The sequence below is a fragment of the Rhodococcus sp. OS5 genome (genome assembly GCF_056837585.1).
In genome coordinates, this window is the sequence record NZ_CM166368.1 from 197204 (window position 1) to 219235 (window position 22032).

A 22032-nucleotide genomic window follows, 5' to 3' on the forward strand; every position below is an offset into this window, starting at 1 on the left:
CCCTCGTGGCCAAGAAGAGCAAAAGAAACAGTGGACCGAAGCAGGGCAGCGCACGCGCAGAGAAGCTGGCGGCACGCCAAGCAGAGCGTGAAGCCGCTGCCGGCGTAGTCAGCCGCCCGTTCGAGGGCCTTGCCGCCGAGTGCGATCTGGTCGCGCTGCGCGAATTCGTTCCGTCCGCCACGGCTCCGTTGCCGGTCATCGGCTCCGACCGTCCCGTCACGTTGGCAACGGTCCTCCCCGGCGCTGTTGCCGCACTCGTCCGCGACGAGGGCGAGACGGCCACAGGATTTGTCGGTGTCCAGGTTCAGGCGCACTCGGCCGACCTCGGCGCAGACCTCGCCGCTTCGGTGAACTGGATCAAGGACGCGGCCCCCGGCGACGCGCTTTCTGCCGCGAACCCCGATTCCGAGACCCCCGCAGTCACCGCTGTCGTCGATCCCTCGGCACTGCTCGACATCACCGTGCACCAGAACTTCAACTGGTGGATCCCCGAGGGCGTCGAAACCGATCCCGAGGTTGCCGCCACCGTGCAGCACGCCAACTCGGCGATCATGCCCTCTGCACGCCTCGAAGGCGACGGCCTCGTTGCCGCGTGGTGGGTCGACGCCGGCGAGAAGGCGCACCTGCGTTGGGTTCGTCCCGAGAGCGAAGACGACCTGATGCTCGCGCTGGCGCGCGTGCACGCGACCGGTGGACTGCATCTGGGTGAGGGCTCGCGCTACGCAGGCTCGTTCCGCACCCACGGCCTGTTGGTTCCCGTCTTCGACCTCGACCGCGAAAAGCATGCAAACGAGTGGGTAGCGGCAACCGTCGAGCTCGGTGAGCGTCTTGCCGAGGCTCTGGCCGTCGATGCTCCGCTGACCTCGGCCGAGCTTCGCTCGCGCGACGGACTTCGTGGTCGTCAGGTCACGCTGCGCTGATTTTTTCGCCCGAACTATAGGCGTTACGCGAAGTTACGGTTAATGTTGGTGACATGACCTTGTCGCATGACATCTCCGGTAGTGGTCCCACGCTTGTGCTCGTCCATGGCATCGTCCATCGACGGCAGGCGTGGGATTCGCTTTTGGACCAGCTGACGCCGTACCGCCGCGTCGTCACCGTCGACCTGCCGGGTCACGGAGAGTCGCTGCTGCCCGAACTCGGTCCGGACGTCATGGGACAGCTGATCGACGATGTCAGTGAGTTCGTCAAGGAAGTGACGCCGGCGGGGGAGCGTGCCCACGTCGCGGGAAACTCCCTCGGCGGCTGGATTGCCCTCTCGCTGGCAGCGCGCGGAGATGTCGCGTCGGCGACAGCTCTTTCGCCGGCCGGGTTCTTTGTCAATCACCTCGATCAGGTGCGAGCGATCAACACGTTCCGTGCACTGCGCGGCACAGCCAAGCTCATGGGTGACGGATTGCCACGCGCATTGCGGTACAAGCTGATTCGCTATCCGGCGCTCGCCGCGTTCTTCGCTCATCCGAGTCATGTCGGTTATGCAGCGGCGTTGGCCGACTGCCGTTCGCTCGTGTCGAACGAACTCGTCGATCTCGGTCTCGAGATGGACTTCGTGCTGCCGCCCATCGTGGATCCCACTGTGCCGGTGACGGTTGCGTGGGGTCGACGCGATCTCATCCTGCCCGTGTATCAGGCGCAGCGCGTGAAAAAGCCGTTCCCGCAGGCAAAGTTGATGGTTCTGCCCGGCCTTGGGCACGTACCGATGACAGATGCCCCCGAGCTGATCAGTTCGATCCTGCTGGCAGGAAGCGAACCGTTCGGCTCGAGGGCAAAATCCGTGAGTGCTGCAGGCTAGATGGTTCCGCCGGCTGCGCTCGGTGCACCGGTGGTGTCACCGACGGTGCTCATCTCGCGGGACACGAAGTCTTCGAGGTCGAACAGGTTGGCGCCTGCGCGGTCCGCGATGGTGAGAAGTGTTGTCATGCTTGCAACTTCCTCGACCTGCTCCTTGAGGAACCACTGCATGAACTGCTCGCCGAGGTAGTCGCCTTCTTCGCGGGCAGTGCTCGCGAGCTGGACGATTTGCTCGGTGACCGTCTTCTCCTGCGTCAGCGCGAGAGCGATGGGCTCGCGGGCATCCTTGAAGTCGGCCTTCGCGGCGTCGACGCCGGTGAGTTCGACATTGATGTCGCGATCGAGGAAATACTGAACGATCATCATGGCGTGGTTACGCTCTTCCACAGCCTGCTTGTAGAAGTGCTTTGCCAGCTGTGGCAGATCCGCATTGTCGAAGTAAACCGCTGTCGCGATGTACTGATGCGAAGCGTTGAACTCGTTGCGAATCTGGTCTCGGAGTAGTGCGTGGAATTTGGTCATGTGAGTCTCCCCAGAAGTCATGAATTCCAAGATAGTGCAGGTCAGAGGCCCTGTCATCCCAGTATGACCTTATTGTGGTAAGCGTTCCCAAACTAAAGAAGACCTAATTTTTCTTCGAATTCGGTGAGGTTATCGAGCCCGGTGAATTCGAATGTTTCATTTAGGAATGTCCATTTCACCAGGCGAGTTCCGCGCATTTACCGTCGCTTCCCTGTAGTTCCACCTGTACGGTGGCGTGCCCCAGTTCGAATACCTCGGCAAGCAAGGTTCGGGTTGCTGCGAGCACCGTTGTGGGATCGGCGTCACTGACCGCGGTGACGTGAACGGAAGCAACTTCCATCCCCGAGGTGAGTGTCCAGACGTGCAGATCGTGCGCGTCGACGACTCCCGGCAGAGCGTTGATCTTCTCGATGATCGAGGTGACGTCGATGCGGTCGGGAGCCTGCTGGAGGAGGATGCGAACGGCGTGGCGGCCCAGGTTGAAGGCACGTGGCAAGACGAAGAGGCCGATCGCGACGCCGATGACGGGGTCGGCGTAGCGCCAACCGAACGCAAGCGTGACCAAGCCGCTGACCAGGACGCCGATGGACCCGACCATGTCCGCCATGACTTCGAGGTAGGCGCCGCGGATGTTGATGCTTTCCTTCGCGCCGCTGCGCAGCATGAGGAAGGCGATGACGTTCATCGCCAGACCGACGACGGCGACTGTCGCGACGGGAAGGCCGGGAACCTCGGGCGGATCCGTGAAGCGGCTGGCGGCCTCGTAAAGCACCCACCCGGCGACTGCGAAGAGCAGGATCGCATTGGCCAGTGCCGCAAACACTTCCGTGCGGTACATGCCGAAAGTACGGTCGGGGCGCCGGGCGGCACGCTGTGCGACGAGGATCGCGGCGAGCGCCATGAAGATGCCGAAGATGTCTGTGAACACGTGCGCCGAGTCCGAGAGCAGGGCCAGTGACGAGGTGAAGAGGCCGACCGTCACCTGCAGCACGAAGGTCACCAACCCGAGGCCGGCGGCGATCCACAGTTTGTTGACATGCTTGCCGCTGTTGCTGGTCGCAGCCTCGGCGGGGGAGATTCCGTGCCCGTGTCCGTGTGACATCGAAGGTCCTTTCGTCGACGCCAGCCTAGACACATATGCATATATGCGCAATAGTGCATGTCTTAAAAACTATGAAACATAGTTGTAAGGTGGCGGCGTAGACCTTCATTTGTCATCGACGCGAGGACCGAGAAGTGGGAAGACATCGAAAATCCGAGCCGATCAGACCCGGCGGGCGCATGGCCGCGGTTTCCGTGGCGACGGGTGCAATCCTCGCGTCCGGCACTTCCATCGGGCACGCGTCGCCGCCGTCGGTTGTAGTCGAGGATGCATCTGCGGTGTCGGCGCCGGAGATCCTCGACCTTGTCCGGTCGACGGATCTTGCCGGAATAGCCGAACAACTCGGCAAGACGCGACAGCTCGAATCCGAGCGAGCGGCGCTGGCGTACGAGGCCGAAAAGCCACAGGTGATGGCCCCCGTCAGCGGGACGATGACGTCCAACTTCGGTCCACGGTGGGGAACCACCCACTACGGTCTCGACATCGCGAACGCGATCGGAACGCCCATCGTGTCGGCGACCGACGGTGTGGTGCTCGAATCCGGTCCCGCCGCGGGATTCGGGCTCTGGGTCCGCATCCAGCAGGACGACGGGACCGTCGGCGTCTACGGACACATCAACGAGGCGCTCGTGGTTGCGGGTCAGAAGGTGCGGGCGGGTGAGTTGATCGCGACCGTGGGCAATCGTGGACAATCGACAGGACCACACCTGCACTACGAGGTGTGGCAATCTGACGGACAGAAGACCGATCCGCTCGTGTACCTGAATTCCCGGGGCGTGTCGTTCGGGGAGAAGACCACGGGCGACTGAAGTTCTGTCACGACGCGATGGAGGAGCAATGCAGGGGCTGGGCGGACTCGAAGCCGAGGTCATGGATGTGCTCTGGCAGTCCGACGACGCGCTCTCGGTCAAGGATCTGGTCGAGATCCTGGGTGAGCGTCGACAACTTGCGTACACCACGATCCTGACCGTCGTGACGCATCTCTTCGACAAGGGCTGGGTGAGTCGTGAGAAGAAGAGTCGCGCCTACTTCTATCGGCCGAGTCGCAGCCGTGAAGAGGCCACATCCAGAGCACTGCGCGAATTGTTGGACAGCAGTTCCGATTCCGCTGCCGTGCTGTTGCACTTCGCCAAGACCATGACAGATGCCGAGAACGAGGCCCTGCGCCGGGGTCTTTCCGGGGAAGGTGTGCAATGACATTGGCGTTGCCGATGTTTCTCGGTGCGATGCTCGTGGGATTCCTGGTTCCGAGAGTGTTGCGAGCCGTTTCCTCGGCGTTGTCACCGGCGGTGCTGCTCGCGGCGTGGCTCGGCAGCATGGCGTCGGCTCTGTATCTCGCTCTCTCCGCGGTCTTGGTTCTGGTGTGGCCGAGCCACGCGCCGGTCGAGGGGCTGGTCGACGGTATCGCTCGGTGTTTCAGCGCCTTCGCGCACGGCACGAGTTCATGGGTGGGTGAACTGATCACCGGCACAGCCGTTGCTGTGGTGGGTGTGATCGCCGTTCGGATCGTGCTGGCCGGCCGCAAGCAGGCACGTGAGCACGCGAGGGTCCGAGATTTCCATCGTGATGTTCTCTCGATCGTCGCGCGCCGCGACAACTCGGAGTCCGACGTGTTGTGGCTGGATCATCCGCTGCCTATGGCGTACAGCGTCGCCGGAAAGCCTGGATTTGTTGTTGCGACGCAAGGCTTGTCATCCGCTCTCAGTGGAGGCGAGCGGGATGCTGTCCTCGCGCACGAGCGTGCACACTTGAGCGGCGGTCATCACCGAATTGTCGGTGCGTGCGAAGTCTTGGCCGCTGTTCTTCCGCGAGTGCCGTTGTTCGCGGCGGCACCCGCTGCCGTCGGCGCGATCGTCGAACTGTCGGCGGACAGACACGCCGCTCGCGTCACCAGCCCGGCTGCGGTGCGTTCCGCCCTTGCCGTGGTGTCGAAATCGCCGCTTCCTCAGCCGGACTGGAGCTTGAGCGATCGCGGCAGCGCGACCGCGGTGCGATTGAGTTCCCTGGTCGACGGCGACGTGGCGTCGCCTCGGCGACTGACCTGCGCGGTGGCGGCCTGTGTGCCGGCCGCTGTCACGACGGCCGTTGCCGCAGCCGTGACGGTGGCCGTCTCCGCGGGGATCTGCGCTGTTCTGACCTGATCATTCTCCCAAGGCCGAATCGATCTGGGCTTTCAACTGCTCGTAGCTCGGCATCTGGTCCAGCTTCACGTCGTTGAGGAACAGCGTCGGAGTACCTTGGACGCCGAGGCGTCGGCCTTCTTCGAAGTCGCGCTCGACCCGCTCGCGGACGCCGCGGCTGCCGAGGTCGGATTCGAATCGGGCCATGTCAAGTCCGAGATCTTGTGCGTAGGAACGGAACAGCGCCTCCTGTGATTCGGCGGATTCACCCCATTGCGACTGCGTCTCGTACATTCGCTTGTACATCTCGACGAATTTGCCCTGGCGAGATGCGGATTCGACGACCTGCGCCGCGAGAGTGCTGTTGGTGTGACTCGGAATCGGAAAGTATCTGATGCCGAACGTGATTCGATCCTCGTACTCCGCTCTGATCCGCTCCGTCGTCGGGCACAGCGCGAGGCAGGCTTCGCATTCGAAGTCGAGGAACTCGACCAGGTTCACCTTGCCGTCGGCGGCCGAGGTCAATCGGTACGCGTCGTCGGTGAGGACGGCGGTGGATTGTGCTGCCCGATCGGCGTTCTCGTTGTCTGCCCGAATCGGATCGACGGTGATGAACGTGATCAGTGCTACCGCGAACACCGTGATCAGGGCGGCGGATATCTTCATGCTTCTGGACACTGCTGTGCACCTGTACCTTCCGTCGAATTCCTAAATACTATCCAACATAGTAGTTAGGTGTAGAGTCGACGGTACCCGCATTGAGACGAAGGAGGACCCGCCGGTGAAGCGTTCGTGAATGACACGCCGCCGCCGTCGATCGGGCAGATGCTGGAGTGGGATACCTCATCCCTCCCGCTTCTTCCTGCCCTGGGAGTTGTTCTTGCACTCTGGTATTGGACTGGCGCTCAGCGAGTTCGCGCGAGTGGGCGACCATGGCCGTGGTATCGGACAGCGTGTTTCCTCGGTGGGTGCCTGCTGCTGATCGCGGTAACCGGACTGAAGGTCGAGAGCTACGGCTACGAACTCTTCAGCGTCTGGATGTTCCAACACCTGACGCTCTCGATGGCGATCCCGCCGCTCTGGGTACTGGGCTCGCCGGGACTGCTGCTACTACGTTCGACGCCGCACCGAGGAATAGGAAAAGGCATTCTCGCGCTTGCCCTCTCGGCATTGCGTAGCCCACCGGCGCGGTGGATGCTGCACCCCGGGTTCACGATCCCGGTATTTCTGTTCAGCTACTACGGGATCTACCTGTCGCCGATCTTCGACACCGTCTCGGCGTTACCGGCTGGACACGTCTTTCTCGAAATCTTCTTTCTCGCCAGCGGTCTGCTCTTCATCATGCCGGTGCTCGCCACCGGCCCACTGCCGGTGCGACAGAGCTACCTCGGCCGGTGTTTCGACCTGTTCGTGGAGATGCCGCTGCACGTGTTCATCGGCGTCGTACTCATGATGGCGACAAAGCCGCTGCTGACCACGTTCGTGGATCCGCCTCCCGAGTGGGGCGTGGACGTGATGCAGGATCAGCAGCTGGCGGGCGCCCTCGCGTGGTCGTACGGAGAGCCCGTCGCGCTGGTGGTGGTCGTGATCTTCGCGATGCGCTGGAACCGCGACGACAAACGGATGAATGCCGACCTGGACCGCCGCGCCGAGATCGACGGCGACAGTGATCTTGAGGCGTACAACAATTTCCTCAGATCACTGAACGCCGCCGAGCGGCCTGAGACTCGGTAGGCCGGTGGCCCTCAGACGCCGCCGCCGGCGGGCGTCGGCGCCATTGCATCGGCAGCGGCCGGGGTGTTCATCTCGCGTGCGACAAACGTTTCGAGGTGGAACAGGTTGTCGCCGGCGCGGTCGACGATGGTGAGAAGTGTTGTCATGCTTGCCACTTCCTCGACCTGTTCCTTGAGGAACCACTGCATGAACTGCTCGCCCAGGTAGTCGCCGGTATCGCGCGCGGTGCGTGCCAGCTGCGTGATCTGCTCCGTGACCGTCTTCTCCTGCTCGAGTGCCAACTCGACCGGAGCCCGGACACTGTCGAACTTCGTCACGACGTCGTCGATGCCCGGAACGTCCACGTCGAGGTCGTTGTCGAGCAGGTACTGGATCATCATCATCGCGTGACCGCGTTCCTCGGTGGCCTGGCTGTAGAAGCGCGCGGCCATCTGCGGAAGATCGTGTGCATCGAAGTACACCGCTACCGCGATGTACTGCTGCGATGCAGTGAACTCGTTACGGATCTGCTGACGCAGCAGAGTGGTGAATTCGCTCGAGTTCTTCGCCTGTGTCATCCCAACAGGTTACTGGGTCGTCGCCGCTGAGAGGGAGCTACTTCTTGTCGAGCTGATCGATGACGAAGCCCACAGTTTCCGGTCGGTACCCGTAGACGAACGAGTCCTTTTCGCCGACGTACCAATCGCCGCACTGAAAAGAACTGCCCTTCTCGACCCCCGTCGGCCACCACTGTGCGGACAACGATGCGGGACGAGTTTCGACGGTGGGTCGTGCGATGCAGCTGTTGTGATCTATCTCCGCGATGTTCGCAGTCATTCGCAGGATGCGTTCGTTGCCGGTGGTGCGGATGACCTCGTCGATACCCGTTGCGCCGGCGGGAACCCAACTCGGCAGTGTGTCGATTCCGTTGGATGCTTGTGCAAAAGAGAAGGTTTCGGTTTTCTTGTACGCCTTGGAGTCGTCGAACTTCTCGAAGGTTCCGGAGCAGGACGTCACGAGTGCAGCAGCTCCGACGGCGGCGGCAACGACGGCGAGAGTGCGGAATCGGTGGTGTGTTGTGTTCATACCTTCACGGTATTTTTCGGCCGCCGATTCCGCGTCCTGCCGGAAAGCGATTTGTTCGCCGGGCTTGTCCTCCCGCGGTACTACCGGAACTCAGGGCGATTACCCCGTGGTGATCAGATCCTGTGGAATCTGCTGATCGTTGGCCAGGGCGTCGAAGAACTGCGAAGCGCGCGCCTTGTCCCACAACAACACGTTGCCCGAACCGTCCACGTCCTCGAAACCGGCGACCGGAACCGTCGTGGTGGTCATCCCGCCGCGAAGCGCCCAGGCGAGTGAGGCCAGATTCCAGATGTGATCGCCTTCGTCGACCTGTAGAGATTTGGCGGTATCGGAGACGAGTGGCCACAACCGGAACGGATTGAGGAACGTGGTCGGACTCGTCGCCTTCGACAGCAACGCCGACATGAACTGGCGCTGGTTGTTCATGCGGTCGAGGTCGGCGAGCGCCGTCGCGCGAGTTCGCACGAACCCGAGTGCGTCCGAACCCTTCAAGTCCTGGCATCCGGCGGGGAGGTTGATCCCGGCCAGCGGATCGTCGATCGGCTGTGCCAGGCACACGTTGACGCCACCGACGGCGTCGACGATGCCGGCGAACCCGCTGAATCCGATCTCGGCGTAGTGGTCGATGCGAAGCCCCGTTGCCTCTTCGACGGTCTGCACCAGCAATGGAGCGCCACCGAAGGCGAAGGCGGCGTTGATCTTGTCCGACCCGTAGCCGGGAATCGGAACGTACGAATCGCGAGGGATGCTGACCATGGTCGTCTTCCCACTTTTGGGGACGTGGACCAAGATGACCGTGTCAGTGCGCTTGGGGCCGGTGTCACCGCCCGTCGCAAGGGCTTGCTCCTGCTCTGGGGTGAGCCCCTCACGACTGTCGGACCCGACGATCAGCCAGTTCGTGCCCGGAGTATCGGCGACGCGTCCCGCGTAGTCGGGCAGCGCGTCGATTCGATTGAGCGAACTGTCGACGTAGTAGATCGCGCCGGCCAGCGCGAGCAGCAAGACCAACAACGTGATGCCGATACGTTTACCCCAGCTACGACGCTTGCGGGGGCGTCGCTGCTTCGGAGGTTCTGGAGGGCGCGGCGGGGCGTTCGGCGGGGTTCGGCGCGGCGGTGCGGGCGCGTACTTCGCCTGGCGCTGCGGATCCTGACGCGGCGGCCCCTGCCTGCGCGGGTCGTCCTGAAACGGTTGCGGGCGCTGGGTCGGCGCCCAGTCCTCACGCCTGGGCTGCTGCGGCGCTTGTGGTGGAACTTGTGACCAGGCCTGATTGGCCGGATTCTGCTGCTGCGGGCGTCCGTCGCGCCGAATGACCGTCGGCCCTTCCGGCGGCATCGGTGGACGCCGCTGCGGGGGTGGGCCCTGACGGGGTGGATTCTGGCGTGGAGGGTTCTGCCTCGGAGGCATCGGTCCACGCGGAGGTGGCCCTGGCGGCTGGCGCCGCGGAGGGCGCTGAGGATATTCGGAGTCGCCGGTCACCAGTTCACGGTACCGGTCACGGCAGCCAGGAGACGTGATCGCGCAGGAGGGCGTAACCGATGAACGCCACCATGTCGATGAGAGCGTGGGCGATGACCAGCGGCCAGAGTTTCCCGGTGCGCTGCCAGTACCGGCCGAACACGAGCCCCATGATCACGTTTCCGACGCCGCCACCGAATCCCTGATAGAGGTGGTAACTGCCGCGCAGGAGTGACGACGCGAGCAGTGATTTGTTCTCGCTCCAACCCAGCGTTCGGAGGCGAGTGATCAGGTAGGCGACGACCAGCACCTCTTCGGCACCGGAGTTCGCGATCGCGGACAGTACGAGGATCGGCACCCGCCACCAGTGATCGTCGAGCGCACTGGCCTGGACGGTGAGGTTGATGCTCAGTGCCTGAGCCACGAGATAGAACAGCAGACCGGGGAGACCGATCACAGCGGCGAGGCCGAATCCCGGTGCTATGTCGCGCCCGAATCGAGGCTTGGGGGTCAGTCCCGCAGCACGTGGACCGATCCCCGAACGCCACAGTAGATAGAGTCCCAGCGCTGCCCACGCGAGAAGCTTTGCGACGCCCAGCAATTGGCGCGCCAGGTCGATCCAGTCGATGGCGGCCCGCGACGGGTTGAGTGCAACCGTCTGATCCGAGAGCGCAACCGGCGTCGCCAAGGATTCGGCGAGCGAGAGGATCCCGGACAATCCGCTGAGTCCGAAGGTGACCAGCAGGACGATCGTGATCTCGATCCAGACTCCGCGTCTGGCGGCCGGATCGAGGGCCGGGCCGGCCGGGACGGGAGTCGGCGGCCGTAACCAGGTGCGGACGGTTTCGCGGGCATTCACCCGCGCAACGCTAGCCGTTTGATGCGCCGCCCGATCGGAGGCCGTTGAGGAAAGGGCACCCGACCAGCATGCGGATGGCGCGGCTCAGCGCGGGAGCGTCGTCGACGGGGTTGGCGAACGGCATCCACACGTCGCGGTCACCGGTGTGATCCTCGACCCGCAGGCGAAGTCCGTAGCGGTCGATGCCGAGTGGGCGAACGCGTCCGGTGCGCATGTACGGGGGAAGCTTGCGCACGAGCAGGTCCACGAGGTCGCGGTGGTCTTCGTCGAGATGCTGCAGCCATGCGGTCTCCATTTCCCAGAAGGGATCGGGGCTGGCGTTCAGCAGTTCGTCCACGGCGACGGGTTCTGCCCCCGTTGAATCAGCGACTACAGCCGAGGCCAGGCTCAAGCGAAGGAGGACCGAGGTGTGGCCGATGTCGAGGAGCCCCGGGTGTGGATGTTCGGATGCGACGTCGTCGGCGAGAACGCGTGCCTCGTAGTCGGGCACGGCGTGCAACGAGCCGCGAAGCCACACGAGGGAGCGCACGGGCTCACGCAGCCGCAGTGGTGCGTGATCGGTGATCTCGAGGACGGCAGGCAGGCCGCCGCCGCCGGAGTTCCAGGCCAGAGCCGCAGCAGCGGAGGCATGTGGGACTGCAACGACGACGTCACCGTTCGAACGCAGGTGATGCACCGACGTGACGGTGGGATCGCTGCCTTCGATGGCGAGAACTGCGTCTTGTGCGCGCACACAGGCGCTGCGGACGCGTTCGGCGGTGGACGGGCCGGTGCTGGTCTTCGTTGCCATGCTGCCCCCTTGGCGGGTGTTCTCTCGAACTCCATCGGATGATGAGGTAACCCTAACCTAAGGCGCTTCGGTGTGAATCGCAAGACTTTTGCGCAACTCGCGTGGAATCCGCCGCCTGCGCCGGGGTTACGGTTTGTCTGTGGCCATTCCTCTCTCACTCGGGCTGCCCGCCCCGAGAAACTCGCGCGGACTCCTCGAAGCACTCTTTCTCCCGGTTGTTCCGGCGTCGGTTCTGATCGGTGGCGAAGCAGCAGGCCGGGTTGTCGTCCGTCTCGATATCGATCCGGAAGAACTGCGTGCGGACACGGAAGCGTCGTACGAGGCCGTCCGTTTCGACGTCGACGTCACCACCGACCAGATCGACGACGCGATCGCGCTGCGCCTGCCCGCGCCGCTCGCTGTGTATGTCGACGGCGGCGAAGAGGATCTGACACCCGCCGAAGCGGCGCTGCGTCTGTGCGAAGGTGGCCGGATCCCCGGACTCGCCGCCGGTCTTACGCCCACCGAAGTGGCTGATTTCCTGGCGGTACTCGCGCACGAGTCCGTCGGTTTCGTAGCCCGCGCGGCCGACGGCGACGAGGTGATCGCCCTGCTGTGTGGCACCGTCGCTGCACTGCGCGGCGACGACGTGCGCGCCGCGATGGTCGATCCGAAGCCGGAAAAACTTGCCGCGCTGATCCCCGAAGCCGCGTCGGCCATGCGTGAGGTGCTGCTCACGATCGAGGTCGCGGATCTGCCTGCAGTGGAAACGGCTTTGCGTGCCGCGGGTTTGCAGTGACCGGCGTGGGTCGGTGCGTAATCTTTTAGGCGTGCCAAGAATCGCGTATTTCGGTCCGTCGGGAACCTTCACGGAGATAGCTCTCGCCCAGTTGGAGGCTGAGGGCGCGTTCGGCGAAACCGTCGAGCGAGTACCGGCCGGCAGTCCGCCGGCGACTCTCGACATGGTTCGCGACGGTTCCGTGGACGGAGCCGTGGTTCCCTTCGAGAACTCGGTGGAAGGCGGCGTAGCTCCGACGCTCGATTCACTCGCTCTCGGTTCGCCGCTGCAGATCGTCGCCGAAACCGATCTGGACGTGAGTTTCTCCATCCTGGTTCGGGCCGGGACCACCGCCGATCAGGTCCGAACGATCGGCGCGTACCCGCATGCGGGCGCGCAGGTCCGCGGATGGATCGCCGAGAACCTGCCCCAGGCCGAGGTGGTGTTGGCCTCGTCCAACGCCGGTGCGGCCCTGGATGTGCAGGCCGGAACCGTCGACGCCGGTGTGTCCACGGCTTTGGCCGGTCAGATGCTCGGACTCGAGAGCCTGGCGGACAACGTCGCCGATGTAGGCGGCGCCCGCACACGTTTCGTGTTGGTCACCAAGCCGGCCCCGGTTCCGGCGCGGACCGGTGCCGATCGCACCGCGCTGGTGCTTCACCTCCACAACGCTCCCGGCTCCCTGGTGCGTGCACTCTCCGAATTCGCCGCTCGCGGTATCGATCTGACTCGGATCGAATCACGGCCGATGCGAACGGAATTGGGCACGTACCGGTTCTTCGTGGACTGCGTCGGACACGTCGAGGACTCGCTGGTGGCCGAGGCGATGCGTGCGCTGCATCGTAAATCCGGAGTCCGCTTCCTGGGGTCGTGGGCGACAGCGAATTCGACCGGGCCACAACCTCCTTCGGACGAAGAAGCGATTCGGTGGATCGACGAACTCAAGCATGGAGGGGGAGAACGATGACCGGAAGGCTCATCCTCGTTCGGCACGGTCAGACGGAGGCGAATGTCGCCAAACGTCTCGACACCGCCCTGCCAGGAGCAAAGCTCACGCCGGAAGGGTTGGCGCAGGCCGAGACGTTGGGCATCGGCCTGGCTTCGGCGCCTCCGCTGGCGCTCGTATCGTCCTTGGCTTTGCGTGCTCGGCAGACAGCAGGTTTCGTGGAGCAGGCCGCCGGTGTCTCTCTGGACGTGCGGGACGGATTGCACGAGGTGCAGGCCGGTGACCTCGAAGATCGTACCGACGAGGCCGCGCACCGACTGTTCATGGAGACGTTCCATCACTGGCACACCGGCAACCTCGGCGCTCGCATCCCCGGTGGTGAAACGGGATACGACGTCCTGGAGCGGTACGTCCCCGTCGTCAATGCGTTGCGCGAAGAATTTCTCGAAGGCTCACGAGACGTCGGCGACATCGTCGTGGTCAGTCATGGTGCAGCGATCCGTCTTGTCGCAGCCCAGCTTGCCGGTGTCCCCGGTCTGTTCGCAGCCAACAACCACTTGGCCAACACCGAGACCGTCGAACTGTTGCCTTCGGTCGACGGCGGTTGGGAGTGCCTGCGCTGGGGAACCGTCAACCCGCCGTTCGAGCATCGACTCATCCCCGGTGCCGACGACGTGATGGGCTGACGGCCGGCGTCACCACCAACCGGTCTGGACGCTCAGTTGGCGCCCTAGTTCAGCGGACAGCGTTCTCACGTAGCTGGCTGTCAGGTGGTGGGAATCGTGATACACCAACACATTTCCCTCCACGACGCGGCACAGCTCCGGTCCGCACACGCCGTCGCTGAGGTCGAGTAGACGGACGTTGGTCAGATCGCCGATTGCCGACGGCGCCGGATTGACGTCGCTGAGCATTTCGGACCGTGGCATCGCGCAGTGATCGGGTGACGTGGTTGTCGCCAGACAGTCGATCGCGCGGTAGGCGACGCCGTCGTGGTGCAGCCAGGGGGTATCGCGGATGGCGAGTACGTCGATACCGTCGCGCTCCAGTTCCTCCCACACGTGTACGTAAGACTCGGGCGTCACGTCGCCAGGGCCGTCGGAACTCGGCCTGGTTGCCGTCGTGAACACGAAATCGGGTGAGGCGTCGGCCAACTCGGTCAGTACTCCACGCGACCAGTCGACGCAATCCGGATAGTCGTTGTCCGACAACGTCTGCATGGAGTCGATGGTGAGCGGGCAGCCCATCTTCAGATACGTGTCGACGCGGAACCCGTGACTCTTGCCGAGTTCGTCGAGCGCAGTGAGCCAGTGCTCGGAGTGCGAACCACCCGCGAGCGCGATGGTTCTGTCTGCATCGGCGTCGCCGTAGGTGCAGTGGACGACGTCCCGCTCGAGAAAATCGGCGATACAGCCGTCGAGCGTACTGGCCGGAAGGTCCAGTGGCGCATCGAAGATCGAGGGAACCATCGACGCCTTGGGTACTTCGGCACCGTCGGTGAGCGCGAGTGCGCCGGGATGGGTCGGGAGGTCGAGGGTGTCGACCGCCCGCTGGCCCGTCGTCTGGCTGCTCGCGTACGACTGCCAGGCGACCGAAGCGGCGAGGACCACGGCAGCGGTGACGACGCATACCAGGACGGTGTACCGGCGCGAGCGGCCTCCACGTTCCACCGGGACCTCGATCAGGCGTCGGAGTGCAAGCGCCCCGGCGACGGAGAGGGCGATGATCAGTGCCCCACCGAGCAGGCCGGCTTCGGGGCGTCCGGTGATCACGAGTGCAAACACCAGAATCGGCCAGTGAATCAGGTACAGCGCGAATGCGAACGAGCCGAGCCACGTCAGTGCCGGATGGGCGAGCGCCTTCGACGTCCAAGGCGTGTCGTCGCCGACTCCGGACAGGATCAGCGCAAGAGTGGCCAGCACCGGCACCAGCGCCCACGGGCCGGGGAACTGCTGGGCGCCGTCGAGCACTATGCCGCACAACAGGATCGACGAAAGACCCGCCCAGCCGATCGTCGCTCTGACCGAGAACGGCAGGGATGCGATCTGCCGACTGCGTGTGCTGGTCATCAGAACGGCCAGCAGACCACCGAGTGCCAATTCCCACAACCTGGCACCGGAGTCGTAGTACGCCCAGGCTTGGTGACGTGAAGATTTGGCGAGTGCGTAGAGAAAAGATCCTGCGGTCAGAACCAGAAGGGTGACCGCGAGTGACGGGCGGAAATAGTTGGGATTCACGCGTGAAGCCACATAAGCGATCACGGAGACCAGTGCGATGGCCAGGAGATAGAACTGACCTTGTACGGCCATCGACCACAGGTGCTGCAGGGGAGTGACCGAGCCGTCGGCGGCCAGGTAGTCGCTTGCGGTGCTGGCGAGCTGCCAGTTCTGGAAGAACCCGAGCACCGCGATCAGTTGATCGCCCAGATCGGCCCAGCGTGTGCGTGGCAGCAGCAACGCGGTCCCCAGTGCGGTCAAAATGCTGACCACCGCGATCAGGGGGAACAGCCGCAGAAACACCCGCCGCAGTGCCGGGACCGGGTTGAGCGAACCCCCGGCTTCGGCGCGTCGAACCAGTGAGCCGACGAAGAAGTATCCGGACAGAACCAGGAAGACGTCCACCCCGCCCGATACCCGTCCGAACCACACGTGGAACACGACCACCAAACCGATGGCGAGGCCACGCAGTCCGTTCAGGTCTTGTCGGTGCGGTGTTGTTGCCCGTTCTTCGTTCGGCCGGTCGATCGTGGCGACCGAGCCTTGTTCGCCCGGTGACGACGGTTGACGCGAGAACTGCATGCTGAAGTAAGGCTCCGGGCGTTGAAGGGACGCCCCGAGGTTACCCGGAAGTCTCCGGCGCCGATTCCTCGAGTTCAGTTACCAGAGCGTTCACGGCTTGTCGGAGGCGATGGGATGTTCCGGAACTGATGGACGTCCATTCGGTGCCGTCGGCGGCCCGAGTGGTCGAACCGACCAGCCGACCCGACAAGGTGTCGTACACAGTCACTGCGCCGGTCATGAGCGTCGTCGCTCCCAAACTGTGTGGTATTCCGACCAATTCGGCGAAGGCGGTGCATGTGACGATTGCGCTACCCAGTTGGCGCGCGTCGTCTTCGGGTATCCCGGCGTTGATCAAGGCCGAGCTCACGCTGTCTGCATCCGGGCCGACGCCGAATGCCAGGCTGAGCATCTCGGTCGGTGCGTTGATCACGGCAATCGGCATTGCTTCGGCGCTGCCGAGCGCGGTGACAACGGGTGCAGTCGGTTCGGCGGTGACGCTGCGCAATGCGAACGAAGAACCGGTTGAAGTTGCTTCGACACAAAGGAACTCGCCCTGCGCGACGCAGAGGCGTGAAATCCCTCCACCGACATGCCGACGCAGCGCCAACTCCCACTTGGGGTGGGTCAGGACGCGCAGGCGGGCACTGAGGTCGTGATGGATCTCCCCGCCGGGGAGGAGATCGCGCTCGGAGAGTGAATCTGCCGCGGACTGCATCGCCGTACGGTGAGCGCTCGCACTGCCGTGAACCGTCGCGCCACCGAGAACCACGGGAAGCGCATCGAGTCCGAGTCGCTCACGTACATAGTCGATTTCGTCCTGTGACAGGGCGACGACAGGTAAATTCCACCCCTCAGGTGAGGTGCCGAGATCCACCATCAATACTCTGCAGTTTCGAGTGCGCCACCGATCACGGACGGGATGACTGTTCGGCCGTCGGCGAAGTGCTCGAAGTGCTTCAGGTAATCGGGTGTGTCGTGCTCGGTCTCGTCTTCAGATTGGGCCGCATGACGGCCGCCGGCGATCGGCGCAGATCCGCCTGCGGTTCGGGCCGGATCCACCTTGACGGTATCCGCGGTGCCCTGAACCGGCGAGGTCACGGGGTTCTGGCGCGTGGCGCGCTGGCCGGTGGAGGGATCAGGAAGAGCGTGCCGACCGGTGCTGCTGCTCGACGACGAGCCCGCGATTGCTCCGGCTCCGGTAGTCGCGGAAGCTGCGCTGACCTGTGCCGGTGCCCGGCTTGCCGACGGGGTGCCGAACAGTGATGGTGTGGAAGCGCCGAGTCTTGCGCCGCCGAGTCCCGCGCCGCCCAGTCCGGTGAGTCCTGCTCCTGCCGTCGCGAGAGCTGATGCGGCAGTGGTGGCGCCTGTGACTGCGGTGGTGGTGGCGCTGGCTGCGGTGGCAACTCCACCGGAGATAGCACCGGCCTGTGAGGCAGCGGCGGCAAATACCGGGTTGGAAACTACGGATGCGACAGCAGCGGTGGCGGCGCGCACGGGATCCGCGATTGCGTCAGCGAGCGTGGATGCCGCTTGCACGACGGACTGTCGTGCGGCGCTGCCTGGGCTTTCGGCCGAAGCGGATGCCCCAGCTGTGGGTTCCGCGATGGACGGTGGTGAGTCGAAGTTCTGCTGCACGGCCAGATGGGCCGTTGCGGCGTCGTACGTTTCCATTGTCACCGCCGCTCGAATTTTGAGAGCTTCTTCGGCAGCCTCGGCTGCAGCGGCTCCGCCTACCAGCGCCCCGCCGATGGAATACGCGGCGACCTTGGCCGCTTGAACTGCTGCAATCTCGGCCAGGGACGGCATGGCGAGGGTGGCAACCGTGTACGAACCGGACTGCACCTGGGCCTTACCTGCAGTTTCTCCCGCGAGCAACGCGGCAGCAGCAGCCCATTCCTGAAACGGCGCGAACTTGCTCAATGCGGCATCCGCTGCTTCTCCGGACCACCCGGTGCGAAGGTCCGCCATCACGCGAGAGATTGATGCAGCGGTGTCGGTCAGTCCGGACGACACGGTGGACCAGGCCCCGGCCGCCACGCCGAGAGGGACCGGCCCGGCTCCGGCGACCAGTGCTGCGGAGTTGAGTGCTGCGCCCCGTGGATACCAGATGACGCCGGTGATGCCGACCATTGTTCTTCCCCCCAGGAAGTGTGACTGTGTTGCCGAGTTACCGAGCTCGATTTCTGTCGATCAGATCGGTGCGGCTGCCAGGCTGGACTTGGTGAGCTGGTCTTCGAGCTCGTAGGCAACTGCATTCTTGCGCAGAGCTGCCGCAGCCGCGGTGAGCTCCTCGATTGCCCGATCGGTGGACGAGGCAAGGCTGCCCGAGATGGTGTTGAAGTAATTTGCCGCGCTACCGGACACTTCTTCGGATCCCGCTGGGAGAACGCGTAGCGTCGGCTGCGCAGTAGAGACGATTCCGCGCAATCGCGTCGCCGCAGACTCGAGTTCCATTGCGGCGGCAACTAGGGCTTGAGGGTCGACGTGCATAGTGCCGAACTCCTTCCTGACCAGGGCGGATAAGTGGTCGGGAGGCCGTGCGCACAGCCGTCGATATCCCCCCGCACATACTTTGATGCCTACCGCCCGCTTTTGGTTCCCCCCGAAATCGGACGACTTTGCCCTCAGCCCCAGCCGAGTTCGTGCAATCTGTCTTCTTCGATGCCGAAGTAGTGCGCGATCTCGTGGATGACGGTCACGGCAACCTCGTGAACAACCTCGTCCTCGGATGCGCAGATGTCGAGTATCGAATCGCGGAAAATAGTGACCGTGTCCGGCAGGTACCCACCGTAATGAGAATCTCGCTCGGTCAGAGCGACGCCCTGATACAAACCGAGCAGCCCCGGTTCTTCTTCGTCACGTGCTTCGACAAGCACCACGACATTGTCGATTGCCTTGGCAAGTTCGGGCGGAATCAGATCGAGCGCCTCGCCGACCAGTTCCTCGAACCGGTCGGGCGTCATAGTTACCGTCATGGCTTACGACGGCGGAGCTGCGCCGGGCAACGGCGTCGGCAACGACCGACCTTCCGGTGCAGCGGGTGGCGGGACCGGAGCGGCGCCGTTGATCAGGATGTCGCCCTTGGCGCTTCCGGTGATCGCGGCAAACCCGCCGGTTTCGACCTCTTTGCCGATCGAACAATTGACTCGGCGGCTGCCGGCCAACCAGCTTTCCAGTGAAATGTTGTCCCAGAACAGTGTCAGCGTCTTGTCGCGAAGCGCGTCTGCGGAACCAAGGTACTCGTTGGACGCCTGAGTGCAGACGCCCTCGAGATAGCGGTCCTGATCTTCGACCGACGGCATTGCGCCCGGGAATTGAGTGCCGAGGTCTATCACCGAAATAACCTCGTATGCATGCGGTTTCGCGCAATCGACCGGATCGGTCGGGAGGTTCTGGTTGATGCCGATGCACGTGCCGACGTCCCACACGTTCGACTGGTCCTGGTCCGCCACGCGGCCTACGAACGGTTGTAGCTCGCCGGTCGTGGTCGAGAACTGCAACCCGCAACGCAGTGCGCGCTCGCCCGAAGCCCAACCCGATTCGCTCGGGAACATCAAGCCGACGCTGAACTTGCCCTTGGGATCGAATTTCGAATCGAGGTAGGACATGACGATGGGTGTGCAGTGCTCGTCGCGTAGTTCGGCGAATCGAAGGGCGCCCGGGTACCGGGAACCGGGGCCGAACTCGGCGCCCGGGAACACCGAGAGGTCGAGTGGTCCGGCTACCTCGAAGCGGTGTTCAGTTCCGCACTGAACCTTCGACATGTCCGTGCGGTCTCCGCCCGACTCGGTCGCAGGCGTCCAGTTGAGGCAGTCGCCGGCCGCAGCCGCGGTGAAGGCGTCGTCGCGAGTCGATCCCGTCGCTGCGGGACCGCCACCACTGACACTGACCGAGGACGAGTCGTCCTTGTTCAATCCACCGGAAATCGCGATCGTTGCGATCGCGGCGACCACCGCACCTACCGCCACAGCAGCCAGGACCCGACGGGTGCGACTCGCGGAGACAGTTTTCTTCGCCGGCGTCCCCTGGGGATCGGCCGGATCTGGCGACTTCTCGATCTTGTCTTCGGACATCGATTCCATCATGCCTGTTGCCGTGGCGATATCGAACCTTCACTACAAAACTCACAATCGCGTCTGTGAGTATTTTGTAGTCATGAGCGAAAACACCCCACTCGATCCCGAGGCTGTCGAGCTGGCGGGCCGGCTCTTCGACATGGCACGAACCGGTGATGCAGCCGGGCTGGCGTCGTACGTCGATGCCGGAGTTCCCGTCAATCTGACCAACGAGAGTGGCGACACGCTCGTCATGTTGGCGGCGTACCACGGTCACGCTGACGCCGTCGTTGCCCTGATCGAGCGCGGTGCCGACGTCAACCGACCCAACGACAAGAACCAGACGCCCCTTGCCGGGGCGGTCTTCAAGGGCGAGGATGCGGTGGTGAAAGCGCTGGTGAGCGGGGGAGCCGACCCGAAAGGTGGACACCCGACGGCGGTCGACGCGGCTCGGATGTTCGGACGCGAGGACTACCTGCGTCTGCTCGAATCGTGATCTCTCCCTCTCCGACGTGGACGTGACCGTCGGAGAGCTGCAGTGAGTGGGTAAAGTTCAAAGTCGTGATTGACCTCAAGTTTCTCCGTGAGAACCCCGAAATCGTCCGCGAGTCGCAGCGCACCCGTGGAGAAGATCCAGGACTGGTCGACGCTCTGCTCGAAGCCGACGCGTCCCGACGCGCTGCCGTTCTGACCGGAGACAACCTCCGTGCAGAGCAGAAGGCCTTCGGCAAGAAGGTCGGACAGGCATCTCCGGAGGAGCGTCCCGCACTGCTCGAAGGTTCCAAGGAACTGGCGGCAAAGGTCAAGGAAGCCGAGGCCGCGCAGCACGAGGCGCAGGCCGCGCTCGACGCCGCACACCGCGCGATTTCCAACGTCGTACAAGAAGGTGCGCCGGCGGGCGGCGAGGACGACTACATCGTTCTCGAACACGTCGGTGAGATTCCGAAGTTCGACTTCGAGCCGAAGGATCACCTCGAGCTGGGCGAGTCGCTCGGCCTGATCGACATGGAACGCGGCGCCAAGGTTTCGGGTTCGCGCTTCTACTTCATGACCGGCTACGGGGCCATGCTCCAGCTCGGACTGCTGCAGTTGGCTGCGCAGAAGGCGATCGCCAACGGATTCACGATGATGATTCCGCCGGTGCTCGTACGTCCGGAAATCATGGCGGGTACCGGCTTCCTCGGTGCTCACTCGGACGAGATCTACCACTTGCAAGATGACGACCTGTACCTCGTCGGAACTTCCGAGGTACCCATGGCCGGCTACCACTCGGGCGAGATCCTCGAACTGAACGAAGGCCCGAAGCGCTACGCCGGTTGGTCCTCGTGCTTCCGCCGCGAGGCCGGAAGCTACGGCAAGGACACCCGCGGCATCATCCGTGTCCATCAGTTCGACAAGGTCGAGATGTTCACGTACTGCCGTCCCGAGGACGCCGACGCCGAACACCAGCGTCTCCTAGGGTGGGAGCGAGACATGTTGGCGGCCATCGACGTTCCGTACCGCGTGATCGACGTCGCCGGCGGAGACCTCGGTTCTTCGGCTGCGCGTAAGTTCGACTGCGAGGCATGGGTCCCGACGCAGGGCACCTACCGCGAGCTGACATCGACGTCCAACTGCACGACGTTCCAGGCCCGCCGCCTCGGAGTTCGGTACCGCGACGAGAACGGCAAGCCGCAGACGGCCGCCACTCTCAACGGCACCTTGGCTACGACGCGCTGGATCGTGTCGATTCTCGAGAACCATCAGCAGGCCGACGGCTCGGTGCGAGTGCCCGAGGCATTGGTGCCGTTTGTCGGCACGGATGTGCTTCGCTGACACGCTGAACCAACACAATCAGGGCCGCGACGGACTCCGTCGCGGCCCTTTTCGTACTTTCGTACTGGTAGGTTTGGAACTTTTTCTGAACTGACGAAATATCAACTTTTTCCCGCCGATTGGCGCGGTGACCACCAAAAGCGTTGTCGATGGGCCGCTTTGGCGATAGTTTTGCGTTCAATCGAGTTTCCATACCCTGCTTTTCCATCCCGCGTCTGGTGATACGAGGGTGAGTCCG

The 22032-nt window shown here is 63.7% G+C and carries 25 protein-coding genes; 11 read left to right on the top strand and 14 right to left on the bottom strand.

Annotation, left to right across the window (positions count from 1 at the left end):
- Positions 1-5: 5 nt before the first annotated feature.
- Both ACVZUB_RS00955 and ACVZUB_RS00960 read left to right on the top strand, forming a co-directional pair.
- A complete protein-coding gene (locus ACVZUB_RS00955) occupies positions 6-920 on the top strand; it encodes a DUF5926 family protein (RefSeq protein WP_003944127.1) in 915 nt (304 codons plus the stop codon).
- A 53-nt stretch (positions 921-973) separates the two neighbouring features.
- Positions 974-1792 carry an alpha/beta fold hydrolase gene (locus tag ACVZUB_RS00960; protein WP_003944129.1) on the top strand — a complete coding sequence of 273 codons (819 nt, stop codon included), beginning with the start codon at positions 974-976 and terminating at the stop codon, positions 1790-1792.
- On the opposite strand, the gene ACVZUB_RS00965 is transcribed toward ACVZUB_RS00960, so the two are convergent.
- Positions 1789-2334, bottom strand: coding sequence for a ferritin (locus ACVZUB_RS00965; RefSeq protein WP_030535839.1), 546 nt, complete (start codon positions 2332-2334; stop codon positions 1789-1791). The genes ACVZUB_RS00960 and ACVZUB_RS00965 overlap by 4 nt on opposite strands.
- A 154-nt stretch (positions 2335-2488) precedes the next feature.
- Positions 2489-3415 carry a cation diffusion facilitator family transporter gene (locus ACVZUB_RS00970; RefSeq protein ID WP_007735998.1) on the bottom strand — a complete coding sequence of 309 codons (927 nt, stop codon included), beginning with the start codon at positions 3413-3415 and terminating at the stop codon, positions 2489-2491.
- A gap of 179 nt (positions 3416-3594) precedes the next feature.
- Between ACVZUB_RS00970 and ACVZUB_RS00975 the strand changes: the two genes are divergently transcribed.
- The 3 genes from ACVZUB_RS00975 to ACVZUB_RS00985 are packed head-to-tail and all read left to right on the top strand — an operon-like array spanning position 3595 to position 5556.
- Positions 3595-4224: a M23 family metallopeptidase gene (locus tag ACVZUB_RS00975; RefSeq protein WP_064113814.1), complete on the top strand. Its 630-nt coding sequence runs from the start codon at positions 3595-3597 to the stop codon at positions 4222-4224.
- Between the two features lie 28 nt (positions 4225-4252).
- Positions 4253-4612 (top strand): BlaI/MecI/CopY family transcriptional regulator, encoded by a 360-nt coding sequence (locus ACVZUB_RS00980; RefSeq protein WP_063315268.1) that lies wholly within the window; start codon positions 4253-4255, stop codon positions 4610-4612.
- Positions 4609-5556, top strand: a complete 948-nt coding sequence (locus ACVZUB_RS00985; RefSeq protein ID WP_007736002.1) for a M56 family metallopeptidase — start codon at positions 4609-4611, stop codon at positions 5554-5556. Before ACVZUB_RS00980 ends, ACVZUB_RS00985 begins: the two co-directional genes overlap by 4 nt.
- Here the strand turns inward: ACVZUB_RS00985 and ACVZUB_RS00990 are convergent, their stop codons facing one another.
- The gene (locus tag ACVZUB_RS00990) at positions 5557-6201 is read right to left on the bottom strand and encodes a DsbA family protein (RefSeq protein WP_482628077.1); all 645 of its coding nucleotides are present in this window, start codon (positions 6199-6201) and stop codon (positions 5557-5559) included.
- A gap of 126 nt (positions 6202-6327) precedes the next feature.
- Between ACVZUB_RS00990 and ACVZUB_RS00995 the strand changes: the two genes are divergently transcribed.
- Positions 6328-7269 carry a cytochrome c oxidase assembly protein gene (locus ACVZUB_RS00995; protein ID WP_064113812.1) on the top strand — a complete coding sequence of 314 codons (942 nt, stop codon included), beginning with the start codon at positions 6328-6330 and terminating at the stop codon, positions 7267-7269.
- 11 nt (positions 7270-7280) lie between these two features.
- Here the strand turns inward: ACVZUB_RS00995 and ACVZUB_RS01000 are convergent, their stop codons facing one another.
- From ACVZUB_RS01000 to ACVZUB_RS01020, 5 genes are all read right to left on the bottom strand, one after another.
- Positions 7281-7826 (bottom strand): ferritin, encoded by a 546-nt coding sequence (locus ACVZUB_RS01000; protein ID WP_003944176.1) that lies wholly within the window; start codon positions 7824-7826, stop codon positions 7281-7283.
- Positions 7827-7863: 37 nt separating this feature from the next.
- Positions 7864-8334 (bottom strand): hypothetical protein, encoded by a 471-nt coding sequence (locus ACVZUB_RS01005; protein ID WP_075831784.1) that lies wholly within the window; start codon positions 8332-8334, stop codon positions 7864-7866.
- Between the two features lie 99 nt (positions 8335-8433).
- Positions 8434-9669: an LCP family protein gene (locus ACVZUB_RS01010; protein WP_007736010.1), complete on the bottom strand. Its 1236-nt coding sequence runs from the start codon at positions 9667-9669 to the stop codon at positions 8434-8436.
- Positions 9670-9829: 160 nt separating this feature from the next.
- Entirely contained in the window at positions 9830-10651 is an 822-nt protein-coding gene (locus ACVZUB_RS01015) for a CPBP family intramembrane glutamic endopeptidase (protein WP_003945405.1), read from the bottom strand.
- A 10-nt stretch (positions 10652-10661) separates the two neighbouring features.
- Positions 10662-11441: a DUF2470 domain-containing protein gene (locus tag ACVZUB_RS01020; RefSeq protein ID WP_003945406.1), complete on the bottom strand. Its 780-nt coding sequence runs from the start codon at positions 11439-11441 to the stop codon at positions 10662-10664.
- Positions 11442-11580: 139 nt separating this feature from the next.
- On the opposite strand from ACVZUB_RS01020, the gene ACVZUB_RS01025 reads away from it, so the two are divergent.
- Genes ACVZUB_RS01025 through ACVZUB_RS01035 form a run of 3 tightly spaced genes read left to right on the top strand, consistent with a single transcriptional unit; the run spans position 11581 to position 13830 of the window.
- On the top strand, positions 11581-12219 hold the full coding sequence (locus tag ACVZUB_RS01025; RefSeq protein ID WP_007736015.1) for a hypothetical protein: 639 nt from the start codon (positions 11581-11583) through the stop codon (positions 12217-12219).
- A 31-nt stretch (positions 12220-12250) separates the two neighbouring features.
- Positions 12251-13165, top strand: coding sequence for a prephenate dehydratase (gene pheA, locus ACVZUB_RS01030; RefSeq protein ID WP_482628078.1), 915 nt, complete (start codon positions 12251-12253; stop codon positions 13163-13165).
- Positions 13162-13830, top strand: coding sequence for a histidine phosphatase family protein (locus ACVZUB_RS01035; RefSeq protein ID WP_083057958.1), 669 nt, complete (start codon positions 13162-13164; stop codon positions 13828-13830). Before pheA ends, ACVZUB_RS01035 begins: the two co-directional genes overlap by 4 nt.
- A 9-nt stretch (positions 13831-13839) precedes the next feature.
- On the opposite strand, the gene ACVZUB_RS01040 is transcribed toward ACVZUB_RS01035, so the two are convergent.
- From ACVZUB_RS01040 to ACVZUB_RS01065, 6 genes are all read right to left on the bottom strand, one after another.
- A complete protein-coding gene (locus ACVZUB_RS01040; protein ID WP_482628079.1) occupies positions 13840-15942 on the bottom strand; it encodes an acyltransferase family protein in 2103 nt (700 codons plus the stop codon).
- A gap of 40 nt (positions 15943-15982) precedes the next feature.
- Positions 15983-16801: an ESX secretion-associated protein EspG gene (locus ACVZUB_RS01045; RefSeq protein WP_275231996.1), complete on the bottom strand. Its 819-nt coding sequence runs from the start codon at positions 16799-16801 to the stop codon at positions 15983-15985.
- On the bottom strand, positions 16801-18054 hold the full coding sequence (locus ACVZUB_RS01050; RefSeq protein WP_482628080.1) for a PPE domain-containing protein: 1254 nt from the start codon (positions 18052-18054) through the stop codon (positions 16801-16803). Before ACVZUB_RS01050 ends, ACVZUB_RS01045 begins: the two co-directional genes overlap by 1 nt.
- A 60-nt stretch (positions 18055-18114) precedes the next feature.
- Positions 18115-18414: a PE family protein gene (locus ACVZUB_RS01055; protein WP_333836661.1), complete on the bottom strand. Its 300-nt coding sequence runs from the start codon at positions 18412-18414 to the stop codon at positions 18115-18117.
- Between the two features lie 134 nt (positions 18415-18548).
- Entirely contained in the window at positions 18549-18899 is a 351-nt protein-coding gene (locus ACVZUB_RS01060) for a metallopeptidase family protein (protein WP_007736028.1), read from the bottom strand.
- 3 nt (positions 18900-18902) lie between these two features.
- Positions 18903-20009 carry a septum formation family protein gene (locus ACVZUB_RS01065; RefSeq protein ID WP_003945397.1) on the bottom strand — a complete coding sequence of 369 codons (1107 nt, stop codon included), beginning with the start codon at positions 20007-20009 and terminating at the stop codon, positions 18903-18905.
- A gap of 70 nt (positions 20010-20079) precedes the next feature.
- On the opposite strand from ACVZUB_RS01065, the gene ACVZUB_RS01070 reads away from it, so the two are divergent.
- Together ACVZUB_RS01070 and serS are read left to right on the top strand one after the other, a co-directional pair.
- Positions 20080-20475: an ankyrin repeat domain-containing protein gene (locus ACVZUB_RS01070; RefSeq protein ID WP_217018231.1), complete on the top strand. Its 396-nt coding sequence runs from the start codon at positions 20080-20082 to the stop codon at positions 20473-20475.
- Positions 20476-20540: 65 nt separating this feature from the next.
- Complete coding sequence (gene serS, locus ACVZUB_RS01075; RefSeq protein WP_007736032.1) at positions 20541-21794, top strand: serine--tRNA ligase; 1254 nt, start codon at positions 20541-20543, stop codon at positions 21792-21794.
- Positions 21795-22032 lie beyond the last annotated feature (238 nt).